This window comes from Streptomyces sp. NPDC102490 (genome assembly GCF_044765285.1).
Taxonomy (GTDB): domain Bacteria; phylum Actinomycetota; class Actinomycetes; order Streptomycetales; family Streptomycetaceae; genus Streptomyces.
Genome location: NZ_JBIWJU010000003.1, coordinates 104,971 through 124,035 on the forward strand (window position 1 = coordinate 104,971; position 19,065 = coordinate 124,035).

22 protein-coding genes are annotated in these 19,065 nt (G+C 73.6%); 6 read left to right on the forward strand and 16 right to left on the reverse strand.

What is annotated here, in order from left to right:
* Positions 1-34: 34 nt before the first annotated feature.
* The 7 genes from ACIRGB_RS07120 to ACIRGB_RS07150 form a co-directional block, all read right to left on the reverse strand.
* The gene (locus ACIRGB_RS07120) at positions 35-1,075 is read right to left on the reverse strand and encodes an MBL fold metallo-hydrolase (protein ID WP_403859485.1); all 1,041 of its coding nucleotides are present in this window, start codon (positions 1,073-1,075) and stop codon (positions 35-37) included.
* Positions 1,072-2,385 carry an aminotransferase class I/II-fold pyridoxal phosphate-dependent enzyme gene (locus ACIRGB_RS07125; RefSeq protein ID WP_403859487.1) on the reverse strand — a complete coding sequence of 438 codons (1,314 nt, stop codon included), beginning with the start codon at positions 2,383-2,385 and terminating at the stop codon, positions 1,072-1,074. The genes ACIRGB_RS07120 and ACIRGB_RS07125 overlap by 4 nt, the downstream gene beginning before the upstream one ends.
* A gap of 222 nt (positions 2,386-2,607) precedes the next feature.
* Complete coding sequence (locus tag ACIRGB_RS07130; RefSeq protein ID WP_403859489.1) at positions 2,608-3,561, reverse strand: hypothetical protein; 954 nt, start codon at positions 3,559-3,561, stop codon at positions 2,608-2,610.
* A 139-nt stretch (positions 3,562-3,700) separates the two neighbouring features.
* Positions 3,701-4,501 carry an RNA polymerase sigma factor SigF gene (locus ACIRGB_RS07135; RefSeq protein WP_403859491.1) on the reverse strand — a complete coding sequence of 267 codons (801 nt, stop codon included), beginning with the start codon at positions 4,499-4,501 and terminating at the stop codon, positions 3,701-3,703.
* Between the two features lie 294 nt (positions 4,502-4,795).
* Positions 4,796-5,212, reverse strand: a complete 417-nt coding sequence (locus ACIRGB_RS07140) for a VOC family protein (RefSeq protein ID WP_403859493.1) — start codon at positions 5,210-5,212, stop codon at positions 4,796-4,798.
* Between the two features lie 5 nt (positions 5,213-5,217).
* Positions 5,218-5,700, reverse strand: a complete 483-nt coding sequence (locus ACIRGB_RS07145; protein WP_403859495.1) for a helix-turn-helix transcriptional regulator — start codon at positions 5,698-5,700, stop codon at positions 5,218-5,220.
* A 67-nt stretch (positions 5,701-5,767) separates the two neighbouring features.
* Positions 5,768-8,158 (reverse strand): ATP-binding cassette domain-containing protein, encoded by a 2,391-nt coding sequence (locus tag ACIRGB_RS07150; protein ID WP_403859497.1) that lies wholly within the window; start codon positions 8,156-8,158, stop codon positions 5,768-5,770.
* 208 nt (positions 8,159-8,366) lie between these two features.
* Here ACIRGB_RS07150 and ACIRGB_RS07155 point away from each other — a divergent pair, with 208 nt between their 5' ends.
* Together ACIRGB_RS07155 and ACIRGB_RS07160 are read left to right on the forward strand one after the other, a co-directional pair.
* On the forward strand, positions 8,367-8,765 hold the full coding sequence (locus ACIRGB_RS07155; protein WP_052840523.1) for a DUF2795 domain-containing protein: 399 nt from the start codon (positions 8,367-8,369) through the stop codon (positions 8,763-8,765).
* A 24-nt stretch (positions 8,766-8,789) separates the two neighbouring features.
* Positions 8,790-9,332, forward strand: coding sequence for a type 1 glutamine amidotransferase domain-containing protein (locus ACIRGB_RS07160; protein WP_403859500.1), 543 nt, complete (start codon positions 8,790-8,792; stop codon positions 9,330-9,332).
* Positions 9,333-9,416: 84 nt separating this feature from the next.
* On the opposite strand, the gene ACIRGB_RS07165 is transcribed toward ACIRGB_RS07160, so the two are convergent.
* Positions 9,417-9,695, reverse strand: a complete 279-nt coding sequence (locus tag ACIRGB_RS07165) for a DUF6158 family protein (RefSeq protein ID WP_403859502.1) — start codon at positions 9,693-9,695, stop codon at positions 9,417-9,419.
* A gap of 62 nt (positions 9,696-9,757) precedes the next feature.
* On the opposite strand from ACIRGB_RS07165, the gene ACIRGB_RS07170 reads away from it, so the two are divergent.
* Positions 9,758-10,879 (forward strand): Vms1/Ankzf1 family peptidyl-tRNA hydrolase, encoded by a 1,122-nt coding sequence (locus ACIRGB_RS07170; RefSeq protein ID WP_403859505.1) that lies wholly within the window; start codon positions 9,758-9,760, stop codon positions 10,877-10,879.
* A gap of 27 nt (positions 10,880-10,906) precedes the next feature.
* Here the strand turns inward: ACIRGB_RS07170 and ACIRGB_RS07175 are convergent, their stop codons facing one another.
* Positions 10,907-12,526: an ABC-F family ATP-binding cassette domain-containing protein gene (locus ACIRGB_RS07175; protein ID WP_403859508.1), complete on the reverse strand. Its 1,620-nt coding sequence runs from the start codon at positions 12,524-12,526 to the stop codon at positions 10,907-10,909.
* A 134-nt stretch (positions 12,527-12,660) separates the two neighbouring features.
* Here ACIRGB_RS07175 and ACIRGB_RS07180 point away from each other — a divergent pair, with 134 nt between their 5' ends.
* The 3 genes from ACIRGB_RS07180 (at position 12,661) to ACIRGB_RS07190 (ending at position 15,336) form a co-directional block, all read left to right on the forward strand.
* A complete protein-coding gene (locus ACIRGB_RS07180; protein ID WP_403859511.1) occupies positions 12,661-14,178 on the forward strand; it encodes a bifunctional phosphatase PAP2/diacylglycerol kinase family protein in 1,518 nt (505 codons plus the stop codon).
* A 111-nt stretch (positions 14,179-14,289) separates the two neighbouring features.
* Positions 14,290-15,111 carry a methyltransferase domain-containing protein gene (locus ACIRGB_RS07185; protein WP_403859513.1) on the forward strand — a complete coding sequence of 274 codons (822 nt, stop codon included), beginning with the start codon at positions 14,290-14,292 and terminating at the stop codon, positions 15,109-15,111.
* A gap of 54 nt (positions 15,112-15,165) precedes the next feature.
* Complete coding sequence (locus ACIRGB_RS07190) at positions 15,166-15,336, forward strand: hydrophobic protein (protein ID WP_030178442.1); 171 nt, start codon at positions 15,166-15,168, stop codon at positions 15,334-15,336.
* Positions 15,337-15,370: 34 nt separating this feature from the next.
* Here ACIRGB_RS07190 and ACIRGB_RS07195 read toward each other — a convergent pair whose 3' ends face one another.
* Genes ACIRGB_RS07195 through ACIRGB_RS07225 form a run of 7 tightly spaced genes read right to left on the reverse strand, consistent with a single transcriptional unit; the run spans position 15,371 to position 19,065 of the window.
* Complete coding sequence (locus ACIRGB_RS07195; protein ID WP_059300100.1) at positions 15,371-15,667, reverse strand: gas vesicle protein K; 297 nt, start codon at positions 15,665-15,667, stop codon at positions 15,371-15,373.
* A gap of 1 nt (position 15,668) precedes the next feature.
* Positions 15,669-15,851: a gas vesicle protein gene (locus ACIRGB_RS07200; protein WP_003972471.1), complete on the reverse strand. Its 183-nt coding sequence runs from the start codon at positions 15,849-15,851 to the stop codon at positions 15,669-15,671.
* The gene (locus tag ACIRGB_RS07205; RefSeq protein ID WP_403859517.1) at positions 15,848-16,627 is read right to left on the reverse strand and encodes a GvpL/GvpF family gas vesicle protein; all 780 of its coding nucleotides are present in this window, start codon (positions 16,625-16,627) and stop codon (positions 15,848-15,850) included. Before ACIRGB_RS07205 ends, ACIRGB_RS07200 begins: the two co-directional genes overlap by 4 nt.
* The gene (locus ACIRGB_RS07210) at positions 16,624-16,950 is read right to left on the reverse strand and encodes a gas vesicle protein (protein ID WP_403859519.1); all 327 of its coding nucleotides are present in this window, start codon (positions 16,948-16,950) and stop codon (positions 16,624-16,626) included. The genes ACIRGB_RS07205 and ACIRGB_RS07210 overlap by 4 nt, the downstream gene beginning before the upstream one ends.
* Positions 16,947-18,107, reverse strand: coding sequence for an SRPBCC family protein (locus tag ACIRGB_RS07215; protein ID WP_403859522.1), 1,161 nt, complete (start codon positions 18,105-18,107; stop codon positions 16,947-16,949). Before ACIRGB_RS07215 ends, ACIRGB_RS07210 begins: the two co-directional genes overlap by 4 nt.
* Complete coding sequence (locus tag ACIRGB_RS07220) at positions 18,104-18,805, reverse strand: DNA primase (protein ID WP_403859525.1); 702 nt, start codon at positions 18,803-18,805, stop codon at positions 18,104-18,106. Before ACIRGB_RS07220 ends, ACIRGB_RS07215 begins: the two co-directional genes overlap by 4 nt.
* Positions 18,802-19,065 (reverse strand): gas vesicle protein GvpG, encoded by a 264-nt coding sequence (locus ACIRGB_RS07225; RefSeq protein WP_403859528.1) that lies wholly within the window; start codon positions 19,063-19,065, stop codon positions 18,802-18,804. Before ACIRGB_RS07225 ends, ACIRGB_RS07220 begins: the two co-directional genes overlap by 4 nt.

The following is a 19,065-nucleotide window of genomic DNA, read 5'->3' on the forward strand; positions in this document are numbered from 1 at the left end:
TGCCCCCCGGGTCGCGGCGCGGGGGCGGGGCGCGTCACTCCAGTACGCGGGAGCCGCCGACCGGCAGGTCCCACAGGCGCTCCCGGGGCAGGCCCGCCCGGTGCCAGGCGGCGCGTACGCGGGTCAGGGGTTCCAGGACCGGTTCCGCGGACAGGACGAACGTGCCCCAGTGCATCGGCGCCATGTGGCGGGCGCCCACGTCCTGGGCGGCCCGTACCGCCTCCTCCGGGTCGCAGTGCACGTCACTGAGCCACCAGCGGGGGTCGTAGGCGCCGATGGGGAGCAGCGCGAGGTCGATGCCGGGGTAGCGGCGGCCGATACGGGCGAACCAGTGGCCGTACCCCGTGTCGCCGGCGAAGTAGACGCGCCGCCCGTCGGGGTCGGTGAGGACCCAGCCGCCCCACAGCGTGCGGCACGTGTCGGTGAGGGAGCGCTTGGACCAGTGGTGGGCCGGGACGAAGTCGAACCGGACCCCGTTCAGCTCGGTCGCCTCCCACCAGTCCAGCTCGGTGACCCGGGTGAAGCGGCGGCGGTGGAACCAGCGGCCGAGACCGGCGGGCACCAGGACCGGGGTGTCGCGCGGGAGCCTGCGCAGGGTGGGCGCGTCCAGGTGGTCGTAGTGGTTGTGGCTGATGACGACGGCGTCGACGCGGGGCAGCGCGCTCCAGGCGACGCCGACGGGGGTGATCCGGGCCGGGGTGCCGAGGATCCGGCGGGACCAGACCGGGTCGGTGAGCACGGTGAGACCGCCGATCCGCACCACCCAGCTGGCGTGTCCGGCCCAGGTGACGGCGACGGTGCGGGCGTCCACGGGGGGCAGCGGGCCGGGGGCGTAGGGCAGCCGGGGGATGTCGGCGAGTCCGGCGGGGCCGGGCCGGACCGCGCCCTCGCGGGCGAACCGGGCGAGGGCCTTCAGGCCGGGCAGCGGCGCGGTCAGCCGGTCGTGGAAGGTCCGCGGCCACACCCGGCGCTCGGCCGGCGGCCGGGGCTCGGCGAGCGGCGGCTGGGCGGCGGCCGCGCCGGTGTCCTCGGCGGACGCGGGACCGCTGGTGGTCGACCGGGGCTGCTGCGTCATCGAGGGCGCTCCCATCGCTGAGCGTCGCGGAGACCGTCGAAGACCGACTTCAGACCGGTCAACGCGCGTTGCACGTCTGGCAGTTCCAACGGGTCCGACGAGGTGAGGCGGTCCGTCCGCCACTCGTCGGGGCCCGCGTCGAGCAGGGGCCCGGTGGCGAGGCGGACGCGCAGGGCGGGCAGGTCGTCCCCGAAGCGGTGCCCGCCGGGGGCGGGCATGCCGAGCCGGGCGCTGAGGAAGTCCTCCAGCTCCTGGGCGTCGCCGACGCCCTCGGCGCCGAGCGCGTCGCGCAGCGGGCCCAGGTCGGCGTACAGGTGGCGGCCCGCCTGCGGGGGGCGGGCGGTGGCGCCCGCGGCGACGACGGCGGCGTGCACGGCGGCGGCCACGCGCGCGTGCAGGCGTACGGCGGCGGCCCGGCGGTCGGTGACCGGTTCGGGTTCGTCGAGCGCGTACCCGGCCGCGGCGGCGACGGGGGCCGCGACGCGGGCGCCGAGCGCGGTGAGCACGTCGAGCACGCGCGCGTGCAGGCCGTTCCCGGCGGCGGAGGCGGGGAAGCGGGCGACGGCGGCCGGCCAGGCCGACGGGAGCAGCGCGCCCGCCAGGTCGGTGAGGACGGTGACCCGCTCGGGCAGCATCTCGGCGGGGCTGAGGAGCACGGTGGCGTGCGGGTCGTGCAGGGTGTCGCGCCAGGTCTCGTCGCTGACCAGGTGCAGCCCCTCGCCCGCGGCGGCCTCGACGGTCTCGTGCAGCAGCTCGGGCGGCGCGACGGTGCCGGTCGGGTCGTCGGCGACGGACAGCACGAGCAGGCGGGGGTCGCCGCCCTCGGCGCGGACCCGGCGGACGGTTTCCAGCAGGGCGTACGGGTCGGGCACGCCGCCGGACTCGGCCGGTGTCGGGACGTGGAAGACGGGTCTGCCCAGCAGCCGGGCGTACGGTGCCCACCAGGCCGCGCAGGGGCGGGGCACCAGCACGTCGCCGTCCAGCGCGGCGGTCAGCGCGAGCAGGAGGGCGCCCGCGCCGGGGGCGGCGGCCAGGTGAGCGGGTTCGGTGGCCAGGCCGCGCCGGTCCCAGTAACCGCTGGCGGCGGCCAGGAGGGCGGGGGCGCCGCCGGCCGGTTCCTCGCGTGAGCGGCCCGCGGCGGCGGCCAGTACGGCGGACAGCTCGGGCAGCACGGGCAGCCCGTCGTCGGGGAAGTGCGGGCCGTACCGGACGGGGCCGTGGCCCACGGCGTCGTGGCCCGCGCGGGTGCGGCCGACGGGGTCGGGGCCTGCGGGTCCGGTGGCCGGGCCCTCGGGGTCCGTGCGCCGCATGCGTACCTCCGCGCGGTCCGTGCCGCCTGTCCGTGCCCTGTCCGTGCCGCCTGTCCGGGCCGGGCCCTGTCTGGGCCGGGCCTGGTTTCCTGCCGGGCCGGGCCCCGTCGACGTCCGCCCGGGTTCGCTCACCGTTCGTTGATCCCCGTACCCATCGTGCCGCCCCGCCATGGCTCCGGCTCCGGTTGCGCGTGTCACAGCCGGACCGGCGTCCGCGCGGGGTCAGCGCTCGCCGTCCTCCCCGCGCAGGCGCAACCGCAGCCGGTGCGCGGCCGCGCCGCACGCGCCCGCGATCAGGACACCGCCGGCGACCAGCGCGGGCACCGAGTCGCCGAAGGTCCCGCCGGTACCGGCCCGCACCCCGTGCTCCGCCGTCCCGCCGCCGCAGGAGGTGCCCTGCGCGGTGGGGACGGGACACGCGGGCTTGGTGGGCGCGCAGGGCGTGCCGTGGGTGGGGGTGCCCGCGTGCGGGGCGGCGCTCTCCCGGCACGCCTGCTGGCCGGTGCCGGCGCCGGCGCCGCTCTCCTCCGGCACGCTCATGGTCGCGCTCCAGGGGTCGCCGCCCTCGCCGCCCGAGGCGTCCGGGCAGGCGCCGTCGACGGTCCAGTCCTCCTCGGCCCCGGCGGCGTCCTCCGTCTCCGCCCAGTCCTCGGTCTCCGCCAAGCCCCCGGTGCCCGTCGAGTCCTCGGTGCCTGTCGAGTCCTCCGTGCCCGTCGAGTCCTCCGTGCCCTCCGCGCTCCGCTCGGCCGCGAAGTCCTCGGCGGCTGCTATCCGCGCGGTGCCCCGGTAGGCCGGTCCGGACGCCGTGCCCGCGTCGTCCGCCACCTTGCGCAGCTCGACGGTGCCCTTCTCGAAGGCCGCCGAGGTGGCGTCGAGACTCGCGGGCGCGTCCCCGCCGGTCGGGCCGCAGGAGACGGAGACGGTGACGGTGTCGCCGGGGGCGGCGTCTGCCGGGCTGACCCGAGCGGCGGCCTGCCCGGCGGGCGGCGGGGCGGCCTCCTGCGCGGACGGCGGGGGTACGGCTCCCGGGTCGTCGGTGGACGGTGGGGCGACGGGTTCCCCCAGGTCGGTGGGGGGCGGCGGGACGCCCGGGTCGGCCGCGCCGAGCCCCGCGGAGAGACCGAGGGCGGCACTGGCCAGCACGGCGACGGACAGGGCGCGGGCGGTGCGGCGCATGGGACGGGCTCCTTCGAGCGACGGCTTGCGGGGCACTGCACTCGCGCCCCTCGGCCATCAGAGCCCGCCCGGCACCGGGCCGCCCGTCATCGTGCTCCGTTCGCGCGAACGCAGCGCCCGGGCGGGTGAGCCCGAGGTTTCACGCTCCCTGGTCCGGGTCCCGCAGCACCTGCTCCCGCACCCGGTCGCAGCAGCGGGTGATCAGGCGGGAGACGTGCATCTGGGAGATGCCGAGCTGTTCGGCGATGCGGCTCTGGGTCATGTCGTCGAAGAAGCGCATGTAGAGGATGGCGCGCTCACGCGGGGGCAGGGCGGCCAGCCGGTCCTTGACGGCCTCCCGGTCGACGACCGTGTCGAGCGCCGGGTCGGGGCCGCCGAGCACGTCGCTCAGTGAGTAGCCGTCCTCGCTGCCGGGGAGTTCGGCGTCCAGGGACAGGGCCGTGAAGCTCTCCAGGGCCTCCAGCCCGATCCGGACGTCCTCCTCACTCAGCTCGGCGCGCTCGGCGATCTCGGCGACGGTGGGCCTGCGGCCGGAGATGGTCTGGGACAGGTCCTGGCCCGCGAAGCGGACGCGGTTGCGCAGTTCCTGGACCCGGCGCGGCACGTGCAGGGTCCACATGTGGTCGCGGAAGTGGCGCTTGATCTCGCCGGTGATGGTCGGCACGGCGTAGCTCTCGAAGGCGTTGCCGAGTGCGGGGTCGTAGCGGTCGACGGCCTTGACGAGACCGAGGGCGGCGACCTGGCGCAGGTCCTCGTAGCTCTCGCCGCGGCTGCGGAACCGTCCGGCCAGCCGTTCGGCCATGGGCAGCCACGCCTCGACGATCCGGTCGCGGAGCGCGTCGCGCTCGGGGCCGTCGGGGAGGGTGGCGAGCCGGCGGAAGTCCTCGGCCGTGTCGGGGGCGTCGTCGTGCGGGTGCTTCACACTGGCGTGGATCGGCATGGTGCGTCGCAACTCCCTCGGAGTGCGGGGTCCCGTCGTCGCGCCGGACGGCTGTCCGGTCGGCACGGCCCGCCCCGGGCGGCCGGAGGCGGGGGAACCTCCGGCTCGAAGGAAGGGGCGGGCGGAGCCGTACGACGACACGGCCCTTGAGGTCGGGCGGTCACCGTGGGAGGACGTCCGGGCCCCTCACGGACGCGTCCGTGGCGGTCTCGCGCCGCTCCCACGGACGTGCCTCCTGTCCGAAGCACTGACCTTGCACCTGCCCCCGGTTCCCCGGCCCAAACACCCGGATGGTCAGGCGTTGCGCGGCTGCTTGACGCGCACCATGTTGCCGGCCGGGTCGCGGAAGGCGCAGTCGCGGACGCCGTAGGGCTGGTCGACCGGTTCCTGGAGGACCTCGGCGCCCGCCGCGCGGAGGTGCTCGAAGGTGGCGTCGACGTCGTCGGTGGTGAGGACGACGCCGCGCAGGTGCCCCTTGGCCAGGAGTTCGGCCATCGCCTCCCGGTCGGCGGCCGACGCGTTGGGGTCGGCGAGCGGGGGTTCGAGGACGATGTCCACGCCGGGCTGCGCCGGGGAGCCGACGGTGACCCAGCGCATTCCTCCGGACCCGACGTCGTTGCGGACCTCCAGGCCGAGCACGTCCCGGTAGAAGCCGAGCGCCTTGTCGTGGTCGTCGACGGCTATGAAGCACTGCGCGAGGTTGATGTCCATGCGCGTCACGCTACGGGCGGTGACGCGGGCGTCGCTTCTCCGTTCCTGACCGGCTTGCCGTTCCGGACGGGCTCGCCGTTCCTGGCCGGCTCGCTGTTTCTGACCGGCCGGGTGTAGACCTTGGCGACGCAGGCGGGGACGGCGGCGCCGTCGGCGTGGTCGCGCTCGCGGTAGGCGCTCGGGCTCTCGCCGACCAGCTCGGTGAAGCGCGAGCTGAACGACCCCAGCGAGGTACAGCCGACCGCGAAGCAGACCTCGGTGACGCTCAGGTCGCCGCGCCGCAGCAGCGCCATGGCGCGCTCGATGCGGCGCGTCATCAGGTAGCTGTAGGGCGTCTCCCCGTAGGCGGCGCGGAAGCTGCGGGAGAAGTGGCCCGCCGACATGAGGGCGACGCGGGCCAGCGCCGGCACGTCGAGCGGCTCGGCGTACTCGCGGTCCATCAGGTCGCGGGCCCGGCGCAGCCGGGCCAGGTCCTCCAGCGTCGTCACCCGACCACGATCCCACAGCGCCGGACGGCGCCGGTAGCCGTACCGGCGCCGTGGGCGGTCGGCACGGTCAGGCGCCGACGTAGGCGGCGAGGTGCTCGCCGGTGAGGGTGGAGCGGTCGGCGACGAGGTCGGCGGGGGTGCCCTCGAAGACGATCCGGCCGCCGTCGTGCCCGGCACCGGGGCCGAGGTCGATGATCCAGTCGGCGTGCGCCATGACGGCCTGGTGGTGCTCGATGACGATGACCGACTTGCCGGCGTCGACGAGGCGGTCGAGCAGGCCGAGCAGTTGCTCGACGTCGGCGAGGTGCAGTCCGGTGGTCGGCTCGTCGAGGACGTACACGCCGCCCTTCTCGCCCATGTGGGTGGCCAGCTTGAGCCGCTGCCGCTCGCCGCCGGAGAGGGTGGTCAGCGGCTGGCCGAGGGTGAGGTAGCCGAGCCCGACGTCGGAGAGCCGCTGGAGGATCTTGTGCGCGGCCGGGGTGCGGGCCTGACCGGCGCCGAAGAACTCCTCGGCCTGGTCCACCGACATCGCGAGCACCTCGCTGATGTCCCGGCCGCCGAATCGGTACTCCAGCACGGCGGGCTGGAACCGCTTGCCCTCGCAGTCCTCGCAGGGGGTGGCGACACCGGCCATCATCGCCAGGTCGGTGTAGATCACACCGGCGCCGTTGCAGGTGGGGCAGGCGCCCTCGGAGTTGGCGCTGAACAGGGCGGGCTTCACGCCGTTGGCCTTGGCGAAGGCCTTGCGGATCGGTTCGAGCAGTCCGGTGTACGTCGCCGGGTTGCTGCGCCGCGAGCCCTTGATGGGGCTCTGGTCGACCGAGACGACGTCCGCGCCGGCCGGGACGGAGCCGTGGATCAGGGAGCTCTTGCCGGAGCCCGCCACGCCGGTGACCACGCAGAGCACGCCGAGCGGGACGTCGACGTCGACGCCCTGGAGGTTGTGCGTCCGCGCGTCGCGGATCTCCAGGGCTCCGGTGGGCTTGCGGACCGACTCCTTGAGGGTGGCCCGGTCGTCGAGGTGGCGGCCGGTGACGGTGTCTGCGCCCCGCAGTTCCGCCACGGTGCCCTCGAAGCAGACGGTGCCGCCCGCGGTGCCGGCGCCGGGGCCGAGGTCGACCACGTGGTCGGCGATCGCGATGGTCTCCGGCTTGTGCTCGACGACGAGGACCGTGTTGCCCTTGTCCCGCAGCCGCAGCAGCAGGTCGTTCATCCGCTGGATGTCGTGCGGGTGCAGTCCGACGGTGGGCTCGTCGAAGACGTACGTGGTGTCGGTGAGCGAGGAGCCGAGGTGGCGGATCATCTTGACGCGCTGTGCCTCGCCGCCCGACAGGGTGCCCGCCGGCCGGTCGAGGGAGAGGTAGCCGAGGCCGATCTCGACGAAGGAGTCGAGGGTGCCGCGCAGCGCGGTGAGCAGCGGAGCCACCGACGGTTCGTCCAGTTCGCGGACCCACTCGGCCAGGTCCCGGATCTCCATCGCGCAGGCGTCGGCGATGCTGATCTTGCCGATCCGCGACGAGCGGGCGCCCTCGCTGAGCCGGGTGCCCTCGCACTCGGGGCAGGTGGTGAAGGTGACCGCCCGCTCCACGAAGGCCCTGATGTGCGGCTGCATCGCCTCCTTGTCCTTGGACAGGAAGGACTTCTGGATCTTGGGGATCAGGCCCTCGTAGGTGAGGTTGACGCCGTTGACCTTCACCTTGACCGGCTCGCCGTACAGGAAGTCCCGCAGTTCCTTCTCGGTGTACTCGCGGATCGGCTTGTCCGGGTCCACGAAGCCGGACTGGGCGTACACCTGCACGGTCCACTGGCTGTCCGACTTCCAGCCGGGGATGGTGAAGGCGCCCTCGGCCAGCGACTTGGTGTCGTCGTAGAGCTGGGTGAGGTCGATGTCGGAGACGGTGCCGCGGCCCTCGCAGTTCGTGCACATGCCGCCGGTGCGCTGGAAGGTCGCCTTCACCGCCTTCTTGTCGCCCCGCTCGACGGTGATCGCGCCACTGGCCCGCACCGAGGCGGTGTTGAAGGAGTACGCGCTGGGCGGGCCGATGTGCGGCTCGCCGAGGCGACTGAAGAGGATGCGCAGCATGGCGTTGACGTCGGTGGCGGTGCCGACGGTGGAACGGGGGTCGGCGCCCATCCGCTGCTGGTCCACGATGATCGCGGTGGTGAGGCCGTCCAGGACGTCCACCTCGGGGCGGGCGAGGCTGGGCATGAAGCCCTGGACGAAGGCGCTGTAGGTCTCGTTGATCAGCCGCTGCGACTCGGCGGCGATCGTGTTGAACACCAGCGAGCTCTTGCCCGAGCCGGAGACGCCGGTGAACACCGTCAGCCGGCGCTTGGGAAGGTCGACGCTGACGTCCTTGAGGTTGTTCTCGCGGGCGCCGAGCACACGGATCAGGTCGTGGCTGTCGGCGACGTGCGACCCGGGTCCCTGCGTGCCCGGCCTCTTGGCGCTGCTCATCGTGTCTCCATCTGTCGCGGGCTCGGTGAAGGTGACGCCCTCGGTGCCTCGGTGGTCACACGCTAGAGCGCGCACCGCCACCCGCGCTTCTCGATTACTGATCCGCTTGCGGGCCGCGGAAATCGGAGCGGACCCGTCCGGTCGAATCCGTGTCGGCCCGCGGTGTCCGGGTACGCGGTCGGCACCCCCTGAGGAGCTGGAGGGAGACATGCAGCGAGGCAGCGACCGGATGAGCGTCCACCGCGACGACGAGATGAAGCACGAACTGCAGGGTCTGCTCAGGTCCGGGCACCCCACCCGCAGCGAGGAGTGGAACGACCCGGAACCGGCCGCCGAGGACGATCCGGACGTCATGTACGGGCCGGTGACACCGGGCCGCGGACCGACGTACCTGGAGGCCCTGCGGCTCGAGCTGGCCCGCAATCTGACCCGGGGCAGCTTCCCCGCGGGACCGCGCGAACTGACCCGCGCACTACGCCGCGGCAACGCGCCGGACGCCCTCGTCGAGGGGCTGGACCGACTGCCGCACAAGGCGCGCTACGACAACGTCCAGGAACTGGCGGTGGCCCTCACCGAGAGCGGCCGGTCCGGTTCGCAGGGCGCGTAGGCGCCGGAAGGGAGACCGAACTTCATGCGCATCGCATTTCTCACCGCGCCCGAGGGCGTGGAGCAGGTGGAACTGACCGAGCCGTGGCGGGCGGCGAAGGACGCGGGCCACGAGCCCGTGCTCGTCTCCACGCAGTCCGGGGAAATCCAGGGCTTCAACCACCTCGACAAGGCGGACACGTTCCCGGTGGACGAGGTGGTGGGCGACACGTCCGCCGACTCCTTCGGCGGCCTGGTGCTGCCCGGCGGGGTGGCCAACCCGGACTTCCTGCGCACGGACGAGAAGGCCGTGGCCTTCGTCAAGGACTTCTTCACGCAGGGCCGGCCGGTGGCCGCCATCTGTCACGCGCCGTGGACCCTCGTCGAGGCGGACGTCGTGCGCGGCCGCACCCTGACCTCGTGGCCCAGTCTGCGGACCGACCTGCGCAACGCGGGCGCCACCTGGGTCGACGAGCAGGTCAAGGTCTGCGACGCGGGCGACAACGTGCTGATCACCAGCCGCAAGCCGGACGACCTCAAGGCGTTCTGCGAGACCTACCTGGCGGAGTTCGCCAAGGCGGCCGGCTGAGGCAACGGGCCAAGACGGCCGACTGGGGCAAGCAACGGGCGGACGGGCCACCGGCGAGGGATCGCGGGTGGCCCGCCGCCACGCTCAGCCACCGGGGGCGGCGGCCTGGCCGCAGCCGCGCTCCCGGGCGCCCGCGCGGGTGCGGCCCGGGGCCACCGGGCGCCGGGGGTTGCGGCGCAGCCACTCGCCCTCCAGCCGGGCCATGCGGTCGTTGTGGGCCCGCAGCGCGTCGTTCGACCCGTAGAGCAGGGTGTCGTGGCGCGTGCGGTGGATGGTCTCCAGTTCTCTCATCAGCTGCTGGTCGTCCAGGCGGCCCGGGTCCACTCCGGTCATCGTGTCGTCCCGCGTGTCGTGTTCGTTCATGCGTCCCGGGTACCCGCCCCCGAGCACTACCACCCCCGAGCGGCACCCGGGAGGGCAGCCACATGGATCTCGCGTTTCTGCACCCCCTCTACGAACACCAGGGACCCTGGGCCTCCGTCTACGTCGACCTGTCCCGGAACGCGGAGGACACCGCCCACGAGCGTGAGCTGACGGCCGCCGCGGTGGCCCGGGAGCTGGCGGAGCAGGGCGCGGACGACGCCACCTGCCGGGCGGTGCGGGAGGCGGTGGACGAGCTGCGGCACGCCACCGATCCGCACGGGCGGGCCCTGTTCGCGTGTGCCGGGCAGGTGGTCCTCGATCCGCCGCTCGCCCGGCCCCCGTACGGCGGGACCACCGCCGACTGGGCCCCGCTGCCGCACGTCACGCCGCTGCTCGACCTGGCCGGCGAGGACCCGGTGTGCGTGGTGGCGTACATCGACCGCAAGGGCGCCGACTTCGAGCTGCGCAGCGCGCTGGGCAGCTCCGACGCGGGCGGCGTGACCGGGCGGCAGTGGCCGGTGCACCGCACCAGCAGCGCGGACTGGTCGGAGCGCCACTTCCAGCTCCGGGTGGAGAACACCTGGGAGCACAACGCGGCGGAGATCGCGGACGCGCTCGCCGTGTGCCAGGAGGAGACGGGCGCCGACCTGCTGATCCTGGTGGGTGACGACCGGGAGCGGCGCTCGGTGCACGACCGGCTGCCCTCGCGGCTCCAGGGGCGCGTGGCCGAGGCCGCGCACGGCGCCGGCAGCAGGCTGCTGGACGACGAGGTGGAACGGCTGCGCGAGGACCACGTCCGGGCGCGCGCCCGGGAGGACCTGGACCGGTTCCTGGCCGCCCGGTCGCCGGACGGCGAGGGCCGGTCCGGCGCGGCGGAGGGCGTGCCCGCGCTGGTGGAGGCCGCCCGGGAGCACCGCATCGACGAGCTGCTGGTCATCCCGGACGCCCCCGACACGCATCGCGAGGTGTGGATCGGCGAGGACGCCGACCAGGTGGCGGTGCGCCGCACCGAGCTGAAGACGCTCGGCGAGCAGAACTCCTGGTCGGCCCGGGCCGACGACGCCTTGTTGCGCTCGGCGGTGATGACCGGCGCCCCGGCGATCTCGGTGACGCCGGTGCAGCCGCCGGAGACCGCGGAGAAGGCGCCGGTGGGCGGCCTGGGGGCGCTGCTGCGCTGGAGGTGATCCCCCGGACGCCAGGACGCCGGGACGTCAGCGCGCCCGTTCCACCCGCCGCTCGTCCCAGACCGGCTCCGGTGTCTCGCGCACCCGCCCGTCGCTGCCGAAGACCAGGTACCGGTCGAAGGAGCGGGCGAACCAGCGGTCGTGGGTGACCGCGAGGACGGTGCCCTCGAAGCCCTCCAGGCCTTCCTGGAGGGCTTCGGCCGATTCCAGGTCGAGGTTGTCGGTGGGCTCGTCGAGGAGCAGGGCGGTGACGCCCTGGAGTTCGAGCAGCAGGATCTGGAAGCGGGCCTGCTGGCCGCCGGAGAGCCGGTCGAAGCCCTGCTCGGCCTGCTGCGTCAGCTCGTAGCGGCGCAGCCGGGACATGGCGGCGCCCCGGTCCTGGGCGTGCTCGGTCCACAGGATGTCCAGGAGGGTGCGGCCCAGCAGTTCCGGGTGGGCGTGGGTCTGCGCGAAGTGTCCCGGCAGCACGCGCGCCCCGAGCTTCCAGTTCCCGGTGTGCGGCACGTCGTCGCCGGCCAGCAGCCGCAGGAAGTGCGACTTGCCGGAGCCGTTGGAGCCGAGGACCGCGACCCGTTCGCCGTAGAAGACCTCCAGGTCGAAGGGCTTCATCAGGCCGGTGAGTTCCAGCTGCTCGCAGGTGACGGCGCGGACGCCGGTGCGGCCGCCCTTCAGGCGCATCCTGATGTCCTGCTCGCGCGGCGGCTCGGGCGGCGGCCCGGCCTCCTCGAACTTGCGCAGCCGGGTCTGGGCGGCGGCGTAGCGGGACGCCATCTCGTGGCTGACCGCGGCCGCCTGGCGCAGCGTCAGGACGAGTTTCTTGAGCTGTGCGTGCTTCTCGTCCCAGCGGCGGCGCAGCTCCTCGAAGCGGGCGAAGCGTTCCCGGCGGGCCTCGTGGAAGGTGTCGAAGCCGCCGCCGTGCACCCAGGCGTCGGCGCCCGCGGGTCCGGGCTCCACGGAGACGATCTTCTGTGCGGTGCGGGCGAGCAGCTCCCGGTCGTGGGAGACGAACAGCACGGTCTTGCGGGTCTCGGCGAGCCGCTCCTCCAGCCAGCGCTTGCCGGGCACGTCGAGGTAGTTGTCCGGCTCGTCGAGCAGCAGCACCTCGTCGGTGCCGCGCAGCAGCGCCTCCAGGACCAGGCGCTTCTGCTCACCCCCGGACAGGGTCCGCACCTGCCGCCACTGGGCCTTGTCGTACGGCATCCCGAGCGCGGCGGTGGTGCAGATGTCCCACAGGGTCTCGGCCTCGTACCCGCGCACCTCGGCCCAGTCGGAGAGCGCCTGCGCGTAGGCCAGCTGGGCGGCCTCGTCGTCCACCGTCATGAGCGCGTGCTCGGCGGCGTCGACGGCGCGCGCAGCCTCGCGGATCCCGGGCTGGGCCACGGACACCAGCAGGTCGCGCACGGTGGTCTCGTCCCGTACGGAGCCGACGAACTGGCGCATGACGCCGAGGCCGCCGGTGACGGTGACGGAGCCGCCGTGCGGCTTCAGCTCGCCGGCCAGGAGGCGCAGCAGGGTGGTCTTGCCGGCGCCGTTGGGTCCGACGAGGGCCACGACGGCCCCCTCCCCCACGCGGAAGGAGACGTCGCCGAGGAGCGCTCTCCCGTCGGGAAGGAAGTACTCCAGGTGCGCGGCTTCGAGGTGACCCATGGGACCGGATTCTCCGGCTCGGGCCGGGCCCCGGGCAAACCCTTTTCGTCCTCCGTGCCCGCGTCCGCGACACGTGTCCGGGACCAGCGGCGCGGCACCGGCAGGAAACGCCGTCCGCAGGGTAGGCGGGACCCATGAGCCCCGACGTAGACCTCACCGTCCCGATGCCCGGCCCGCACCACCTCCGCGACGGTTTCCTGCGGCTGGACCAGCGGGTGTTCGAGGCCGTCGCCGCCCGCACCTGGCCCGGCGCCGACCCCCTGCTGCCCCGGTTGAGCCGCAGTGCGAACCACGGGGTGCTGTGGTTCGCCGCGGCCGCCGCCCTGGCCGCGTCGCGCACGCCGAGGGCGCGCCGTGCGGCCGCCCGGGGGATCGCCTCGCTGGGCCTGGCCTCGCTGACGATCAACACCCTGGGCAAGCGCTCGGTGCGCCGGCCCCGCCCGGTGCTGGACCCGGTGCCGCTGGTCCGGCAGCTGAAGCGGCAGCCGATCACGACGTCCTTCCCGTCGGGGCACGCGGCCTCGGCCGCCGCGTTCGCGACCGGTGTGGCGCTGGAGTCCCCGGCGTGGGGTGCGGCGGTGGCCCCGGTGGCCGCCGCGGTCGCCCTGTCCCGGGTCTACACCGGCGTCCACTTCCCGAGCGACGTGCTGGCCGGTGCCGCCCTCGGGGTGGGGGCCGCGTTCGTCGTACGGGGCGTGGTGCCGACCCGCGCCCAGCACACCCCGCCGGCCCGGCCGCGGGCCGAGGTGCCCGCGCTGCCGGGCGGCGAGGGACTGGTGATGGTCGCCAACGTCGCCTCGGGCACCTCGGACCGGGTGCGGGCGCTGTGCGACGCGCTGCCCGACGCGGAGGTGGTGGAGTGCGAGCCGGGGGACGTCCGGGCGGAGCTGGAGAAGGCGGCCGGTCACGCCCGGGTGCTCGGCGTGTGCGGCGGCGACGGCACCGTGAACGCGGCGGCCGAGGTCGCGCTCCGCCACGGGCTGCCGCTCGCGGTGCTGCCGGGCGGCACGCTCAACCACTTCGCCTACGACCTGGGCGTGGAGGACGTCCGCGATCTGTCCGGGGCGCTGGAGCGGGGCGAGGGGGTGCGGGTGGACGTGGGCCGGTTCGCCTCGGGCGGGCGGCACGGTGTCTTCCTGAACACCTTCAGCCTCGGCGTGTACCCGGAGCTGGTCAACGAGCGGGAGCGCTGGTCGCCCCGGATCGGGGGCTGGCCGGCCGGGGTGCTCGCGGCGGTGCGGGTGCTGCGCGCCGACCGGCACCCGCTGGAGGCCGAGGTGCGCGGCCGCAGGCGCCCGCTGTGGATGCTGTTCGCGGGCAACGGCACGTACCACCGCCGGGGGCTCGTCTCGGGGCGCCGGCTCGACCTGGCGGACGGGCAGCTGGACGTGCGGGTGGTGCACGGGGGGCGCCGGCCGGCCCTGCGGCTGCTGTCCGCGGCCCTCGCGGGACCGCTGACCCGCTCGCCCGCGCACGCGGCGGTGCAGGTGCCCCGGCTGCGTCTGTCGGGCGTCGCGCCCGGCACGCTGATGGCGTTCGACGGTGAGCTGACCGAGACGGAGGGCGACCTGACGCTGGAGAAGCTGCCCCAGGCGCTCACGGTGTACCGGCCGCTGCCCGGTGGCGGGCTGCTCTCCCGGCCCTTCTCCTGACGGACTCCTGACGGGCTCCTAACGGACCGTCAGACCACATCCTGAAACGGGGATCTCAGCATTCGGCTGGCGGGCGTACCGTGACCGCACTGCCGGGAGAGGGGATCCACCATGCCGAAGCCGCATGAGACCGCCGTCTACACGCACGGGCACCACGAGTCCGTGCTGCGCTCGCACACCTGGCGCACCGCCGAGAACTCCGCCGCCTATCTGCTCGGCTCCCTGCGGCCCCACATGCGGGTGCTGGACATCGGCTGCGGGCCGGGCACCATCACCGCCGACCTGGCGGAGCTGGTGCCGGACGGCCACGTCACCGGCGTGGACCGGGCGCCGGAGATCGTGGAGCGGGCCCGGGCCACGGCCGCCGCACGCGGGCTCGGCAACACCGACTTCGCGGTCGCGGACGTGCACGCGCTGGACTACCCGGACGACACCTTCTGCGTGGTCCACGCCCACCAGGTGCTCCAGCACGTGGGCGACCCCGTGCGGGCGCTGCGCGAGATGCGGCGGGTCGCGAGGCCGAACGGGATCATCGCCGTCCGCGATTCCGACTACGGCGCCATGACCTGGTACCCCGCGTCCCCGGGCATGGACGACTGGCTGGACCTGTACCGCCGGGTGGCCCGCGCCAACGGGGGCGAGCCGGACGCCGGGCGCCGGCTGAAGGCCTGGGCGCTCGAGGCGGGGTTCACCGACATCACGTCGACCTCGGCCACCTGGACCTTCAGCACGCCCGAGGAGCGGGAGTGGTGGAGCGGCCTGTGGGCGGACCGCACCGTTGAGTCGGCGTACGCGGACCGTGCCGCCGAAGGGGGCCATGCGACGCCCGAGCAACTGCGCGCCGTCTCGGCGGCCTGGCGGGACTGGGGACGGCACCCGGAAAGCTGGTTCAGCGTCCTGCACGGGGAAATTCTGTGCCGAAAGGATGCGTGACCGATGCCTGTCCGGTGAAATTCGGGAAACCAGTACGTCAGGAGGTTCAACGTTATGGTTCCGCTTCTGCTCGTACTGCTTCTCGCGATCGTCCTTTTCGGGGTCGGATTCGCGGTGAAGGTTCTCTGGTGGATCGCTCTGGCGGTTCTGGTCCTGTGGCTGATCGGTTTCCTGGCCCGCGGGACGACAGCCGGCGGCGGCAGGGGCCGCTGGTACCGGTGGTGAACGACAGGTGGTGAGGCTGCTGCCCCGGGAGTAATCACTCCCGGGGCAGCAGCGGTCCCAGCGGCCCGAGGTCCAGGTTCAGGTCCTCGGGCCGCAGTCCGTAGCGGTCCCGCAGTTCGGTCATGCGGTCGTCGAGGAGCATCAGGGTGAGCCCGATGCGCTCCTCCTGGTCCTCGCTGAGGTCGCCCTCGTCCACGCGGCGCAGCGCCTGGCGTTCCATGAGCTGGCGCAGCAGTTCGACGACCGTCAGCACCAGCTTGATCAGATCGCGCTCGACGGTGTCGGGTTCGAGGTCGAGGCGGCGCTTGCCGGGTTCGGGAAGTTCGCTCACGTCAGTCCCCGAACGGTGAGGGGACATTGCGGTTGACCGAGCTGATCAGCGCGTTCAGGTCGATGCGGACCAGGTCGACGTCCGCGATGCGCAGCGTGACGTCGCCCGTGATGACGACTCCGCCGGCCAGCAGCCGGTCGAGCAGGTCCACCAGGGCGATCTCACGGCGCTCCACGACGGTCACGATCCCGCCCCCTCTGTCTCTCCGGCGAAGGAATAGGCCGCCCAGGGCCCGGTGAGTTCCACCCGAATTCCGGGGGCGTCGTCCTTCGTACGGTCCACCGTTTCGACGAATTCCTCCGATGCGTCGCGGGCCACCAGATAGGCGGCATTGAGAACGTTCCGTCCGGCGGCGCCGGAAAGGCGGGGGTTCTGCGGCGCGTGCAGCCGTGCGTCGTCGGCCCGCTCGGACAGCCTCGCGTGCAGCCCGGTGGCGAATTCCTCGGCCCTGCTCCACAGGTCCTCGTTCGCCCGGCTCTGCCGGCGCCGCTGCCGCAGGTAGTCCCGGCCCGAGACGGGCTTGGGCGCGGGCGGTGCCGACGCCTGCGGCCGCTCGGCCTCCGCCCCCTCGACGTACACCTTCACGCCCCACTCCACCCGGCCGTCCAGCCGGTCGAGCGTGCGCCGGAAGGCCGCCTCGCGCTCCTGAAGCATCACGCGGACACCGCTGTCGTCGCGGAAGACGGTGGCCAGCCGGAGCGGCAGCGGGGTGGTGACGGCGGTGAGGGCGTCGACCACCTGCTGGTGGGCGCGGGCGGTGGCGGTGAGCCAGTCCAGGTCCTCCAGGTGGGCGCGCAGCGCCTCCTCGCCGAAGTCGGCCTCGGGCACATGGCTGACGACGGCGACCAGGTCGCCGTGCGGCAGCAGCCGGGGCGGGTCGCCCGCCACCCCCGTGAGCTGGGCCTGGAGGGCCGCGTCGAAGGGGCGGCAGACGGCGTAGACGTAGCGCAGTCCGGTCACGGCGCCTCCTTCGGTACGCGGCCCGGGTCCAGCTCACGCAGGCGTTCGCGCAGTGCCGCGTTCTCCCGGGTGAGTTCGTCGTGCCGGGCGCGCGAGGACAGTGCGGGGTCGCTCTCCCACCAGTCGATGCCCATTTCCTTTGCCTTGTCGACGGAGGCGACGACGAGCCGCAGCTTGATGGTCAGCAGCTCGATGTCGAGCAGATTGATCTTGATGTCGCCCGCGATCACGACTCCCTTGTCGAGCACCCGCTCCAGGATGTCGGCGAGGTTGGCGCTCTGTCCCTGGCCGTAGGTGTCGGGCAGCCGGCTGGGGGTGGTCATCGACGGCTCCCGCCCTCGGCGTCCTCGTACTCGTCACGGGACGCGTACTCGTCCTCCCCCGCTTCCTTCTCCTCCTCGGGCTCCTCGTACTCGCCCTCCGGCTCCTCCTCGTACTCCTCTTCCGCCTCGCCTTCCGCCTCGCCTTCCGGCTCGGCCTCGTACTCCTCCTCGGGCTCACCCTCCGGCTCCTCCTCGTACTCGCCCTCGGGCTCCTGGTCCTCCTGATCCCCCTGGTCCTCCTGATCCTGCTCCTCCTGCCGGGCCTGCTGCTCCTCTTCCTCCTCCGCGACCGCGTCCTCGTGGCTGCGGACGACCTCGCCGTCGCGGATCTCGCCGCGCCAGCCGTCGTCGGCCTCGCCCTTGAAGGTGATGTGGCGGACGTAGTTCTTGAGGTCGAGCCGGGCCCGGCGGCCCTGGGCACGCCAGATGTTGCCGGTCTTCTCGAACAGGCCCTTCGGGTAGTACTCGATGACCAGGACCACGCGGGTCAGGCTGGGGGCCAGCTCGTGGAAGCTGACGACGCCCTTGGTCGAGCCCTTGGCACCCTCCGACGTCCACGAGATCCGGTCGTCGGGCACCTGCTCGGTGGTCTTCGCCTTCCAGCTGCGGTTGGACCAGAAGACCTTCAGCTGCCAGTCCGAGGACGTGTCGTCGGCGCGGTTCGCGCTCTTGACGCCCTTGGCGAAGGTGCTGAAGTCCTGGTACTGGGTCCACTGGTCGTAGGCGGTGCGCAGCGGTACGCCGACGTCGACGTACTCGATGATGACCGTCGGCTTCTGGCCCCCGCCGCCCTTCTTGCGGCCCTTGCCGCCGGTGAGGTTCTTGAAGGCGCCGACCACGTTGTCCTTCACCTTGCCCGCGCCGACCTCGAAGGCGGCCCGCATCGGGCCCTTGCCCTCGGCGAGCTTGCGTCCGCCGTCGAGGGCGAGCTTGGCGAATCCCGGGCTGTTGCCCTCGGCGATGTCGTTGAGCTTGCCGGTGGTCTGGCCGAGCTTGGTGCCGACGCCGGTCAGCAGCCGGGTGGCCTGGGCGGCGAGGTAGTCCTGCACCTCGGCCTTGAGCCGGTCGGCCGCCTCGCTCTGCGCCACGTCGGTCAGCGGGTTCTTCTTGGCGGCCTTGCCCGCCGAGGAGGCCGCGGACCCCAGGGTGTCGCTCATCGCTCACCACCGCCCTTCGACTGCCGGGTACCCGCACCGCGGGCGGCGCTCCTGGCCCCGGCCGTCTTCTTTCCGGCCGCCTTCTTGGCGGGCTGGGCCCGCTTCGCCGCCGCCTTCTTCGCGGGGGCCTTGGCGGCGGTCTTCTTCACGGGCGCCTTCCCGGCCGTCTTGCGTGCCTCGGACGGCGCCTTCTTCGCGGGCCGCTCGCGCCGGGGCGCGGGCCGCTCCTCGGCGTCCTCGTGCTCCTCGGCGTCCTCGCGCGCGTCGGGCTCGTCGCCGTCCTCGCGCGCGTCCGGCTCGTCGCGCTCCCCGTCCTCGTCGTACTCCTCGTACTCCGAGTCGTCGGAGTCGTCGGAGCCGACGCCGGGTGCCCGGGAGGCGACGCCGGAGAGCTGGTCGCGCACCTCGGCGGTGCGCCCGTGCAGCCGGTCGGCGAGCGCGTCGATCTGCCGCTCGACCATGGCGCCCGAGGCCGCCTTGCCCACGCCTCTCAGGTCGGTGCGCAGCTGGTCGCCGATCTCCTTGAACTGCGGGTTGTTCTGCAACTGTCCGGAGACCAGTTCGGCGATGCCCTTCGGGGTCAGGTTCATCTTCTTGCCGGCCACCATGGTGCCCACGGCGACGGCCAGTTTCAGTTTCTTCGTGCGTCCCAGCAGGTATCCGGCCCCTATCGCGAGGCCCAGTCCCACTCGATTCATGGTCCCGTCCCGTTGCCCAATCCCGCGCTCGTGCGCGTAGCGGTCTCCAGCCGGTCGAGAAGCTCGTCCTCCTGTCGGTCGAACTCCTCCTCGGTGATCTCACCGGCCTCCAACTGCTCTTCCAGACGGGCAAGTTCGGCTCGTACCGTGGCGGGGTCGTAATAGATCCGCTCGGCCTCGTCGAGCACCTGTCTGATGGCCCAGGCGCTGCCGCGCACCGGTGCGAACGGCAGCAGCAGGACCTCCGAGATCAGTCCCAT

Coding starts and splice junctions, on each gene's coding strand:
- ACIRGB_RS07140 (WP_403859493.1), bottom strand. CDS start 5,212: ATGGACATCAACCTCGCGCAGTGCTTCATAGCCGTCGACGACCACGAC.
- ACIRGB_RS07190 (WP_030178442.1), top strand. CDS start 15,166: ATGGTTCCGCTTCTGCTCGTACTGCTTCTCGCGATCGTCCTTTTCGGG.
- ACIRGB_RS07165 (WP_403859502.1), bottom strand. CDS start 9,695: ATGAACGAACACGACACGCGGGACGACACGATGACCGGAGTGGACCCG.
- ACIRGB_RS07150 (WP_403859497.1), bottom strand. CDS start 8,158: ATGAGCAGCGCCAAGAGGCCGGGCACGCAGGGACCCGGGTCGCACGTC.
- ACIRGB_RS07225 (WP_403859528.1), bottom strand. CDS start 19,065: ATGGGACTGATCTCGGAGGTCCTGCTGCTGCCGTTCGCACCGGTGCGC.
- ACIRGB_RS07175 (WP_403859508.1), bottom strand. CDS start 12,526: ATGGGTCACCTCGAAGCCGCGCACCTGGAGTACTTCCTTCCCGACGGG.
- ACIRGB_RS07170 (WP_403859505.1), top strand. CDS start 9,758: ATGGATCTCGCGTTTCTGCACCCCCTCTACGAACACCAGGGACCCTGG.
- ACIRGB_RS07215 (WP_403859522.1), bottom strand. CDS start 18,107: ATGAGCGACACCCTGGGGTCCGCGGCCTCCTCGGCGGGCAAGGCCGCC.
- ACIRGB_RS07120 (WP_403859485.1), bottom strand. CDS start 1,075: ATGACGCAGCAGCCCCGGTCGACCACCAGCGGTCCCGCGTCCGCCGAG.
- ACIRGB_RS07160 (WP_403859500.1), top strand. CDS start 8,790: ATGCGCATCGCATTTCTCACCGCGCCCGAGGGCGTGGAGCAGGTGGAA.
- ACIRGB_RS07130 (WP_403859489.1), bottom strand. CDS start 3,561: ATGCGCCGCACCGCCCGCGCCCTGTCCGTCGCCGTGCTGGCCAGTGCC.
- ACIRGB_RS07210 (WP_403859519.1), bottom strand. CDS start 16,950: ATGACCACCCCCAGCCGGCTGCCCGACACCTACGGCCAGGGACAGAGC.
- ACIRGB_RS07135 (WP_403859491.1), bottom strand. CDS start 4,501: ATGCCGATCCACGCCAGTGTGAAGCACCCGCACGACGACGCCCCCGAC.
- ACIRGB_RS07125 (WP_403859487.1), bottom strand. CDS start 2,385: ATGCGGCGCACGGACCCCGAGGGCCCGGCCACCGGACCCGCAGGCCCC.
- ACIRGB_RS07185 (WP_403859513.1), top strand. CDS start 14,290: ATGCCGAAGCCGCATGAGACCGCCGTCTACACGCACGGGCACCACGAG.
- ACIRGB_RS07155 (WP_052840523.1), top strand. CDS start 8,367: ATGCAGCGAGGCAGCGACCGGATGAGCGTCCACCGCGACGACGAGATG.
- ACIRGB_RS07220 (WP_403859525.1), bottom strand. CDS start 18,805: ATGAATCGAGTGGGACTGGGCCTCGCGATAGGGGCCGGATACCTGCTG.
- ACIRGB_RS07180 (WP_403859511.1), top strand. CDS start 12,661: ATGAGCCCCGACGTAGACCTCACCGTCCCGATGCCCGGCCCGCACCAC.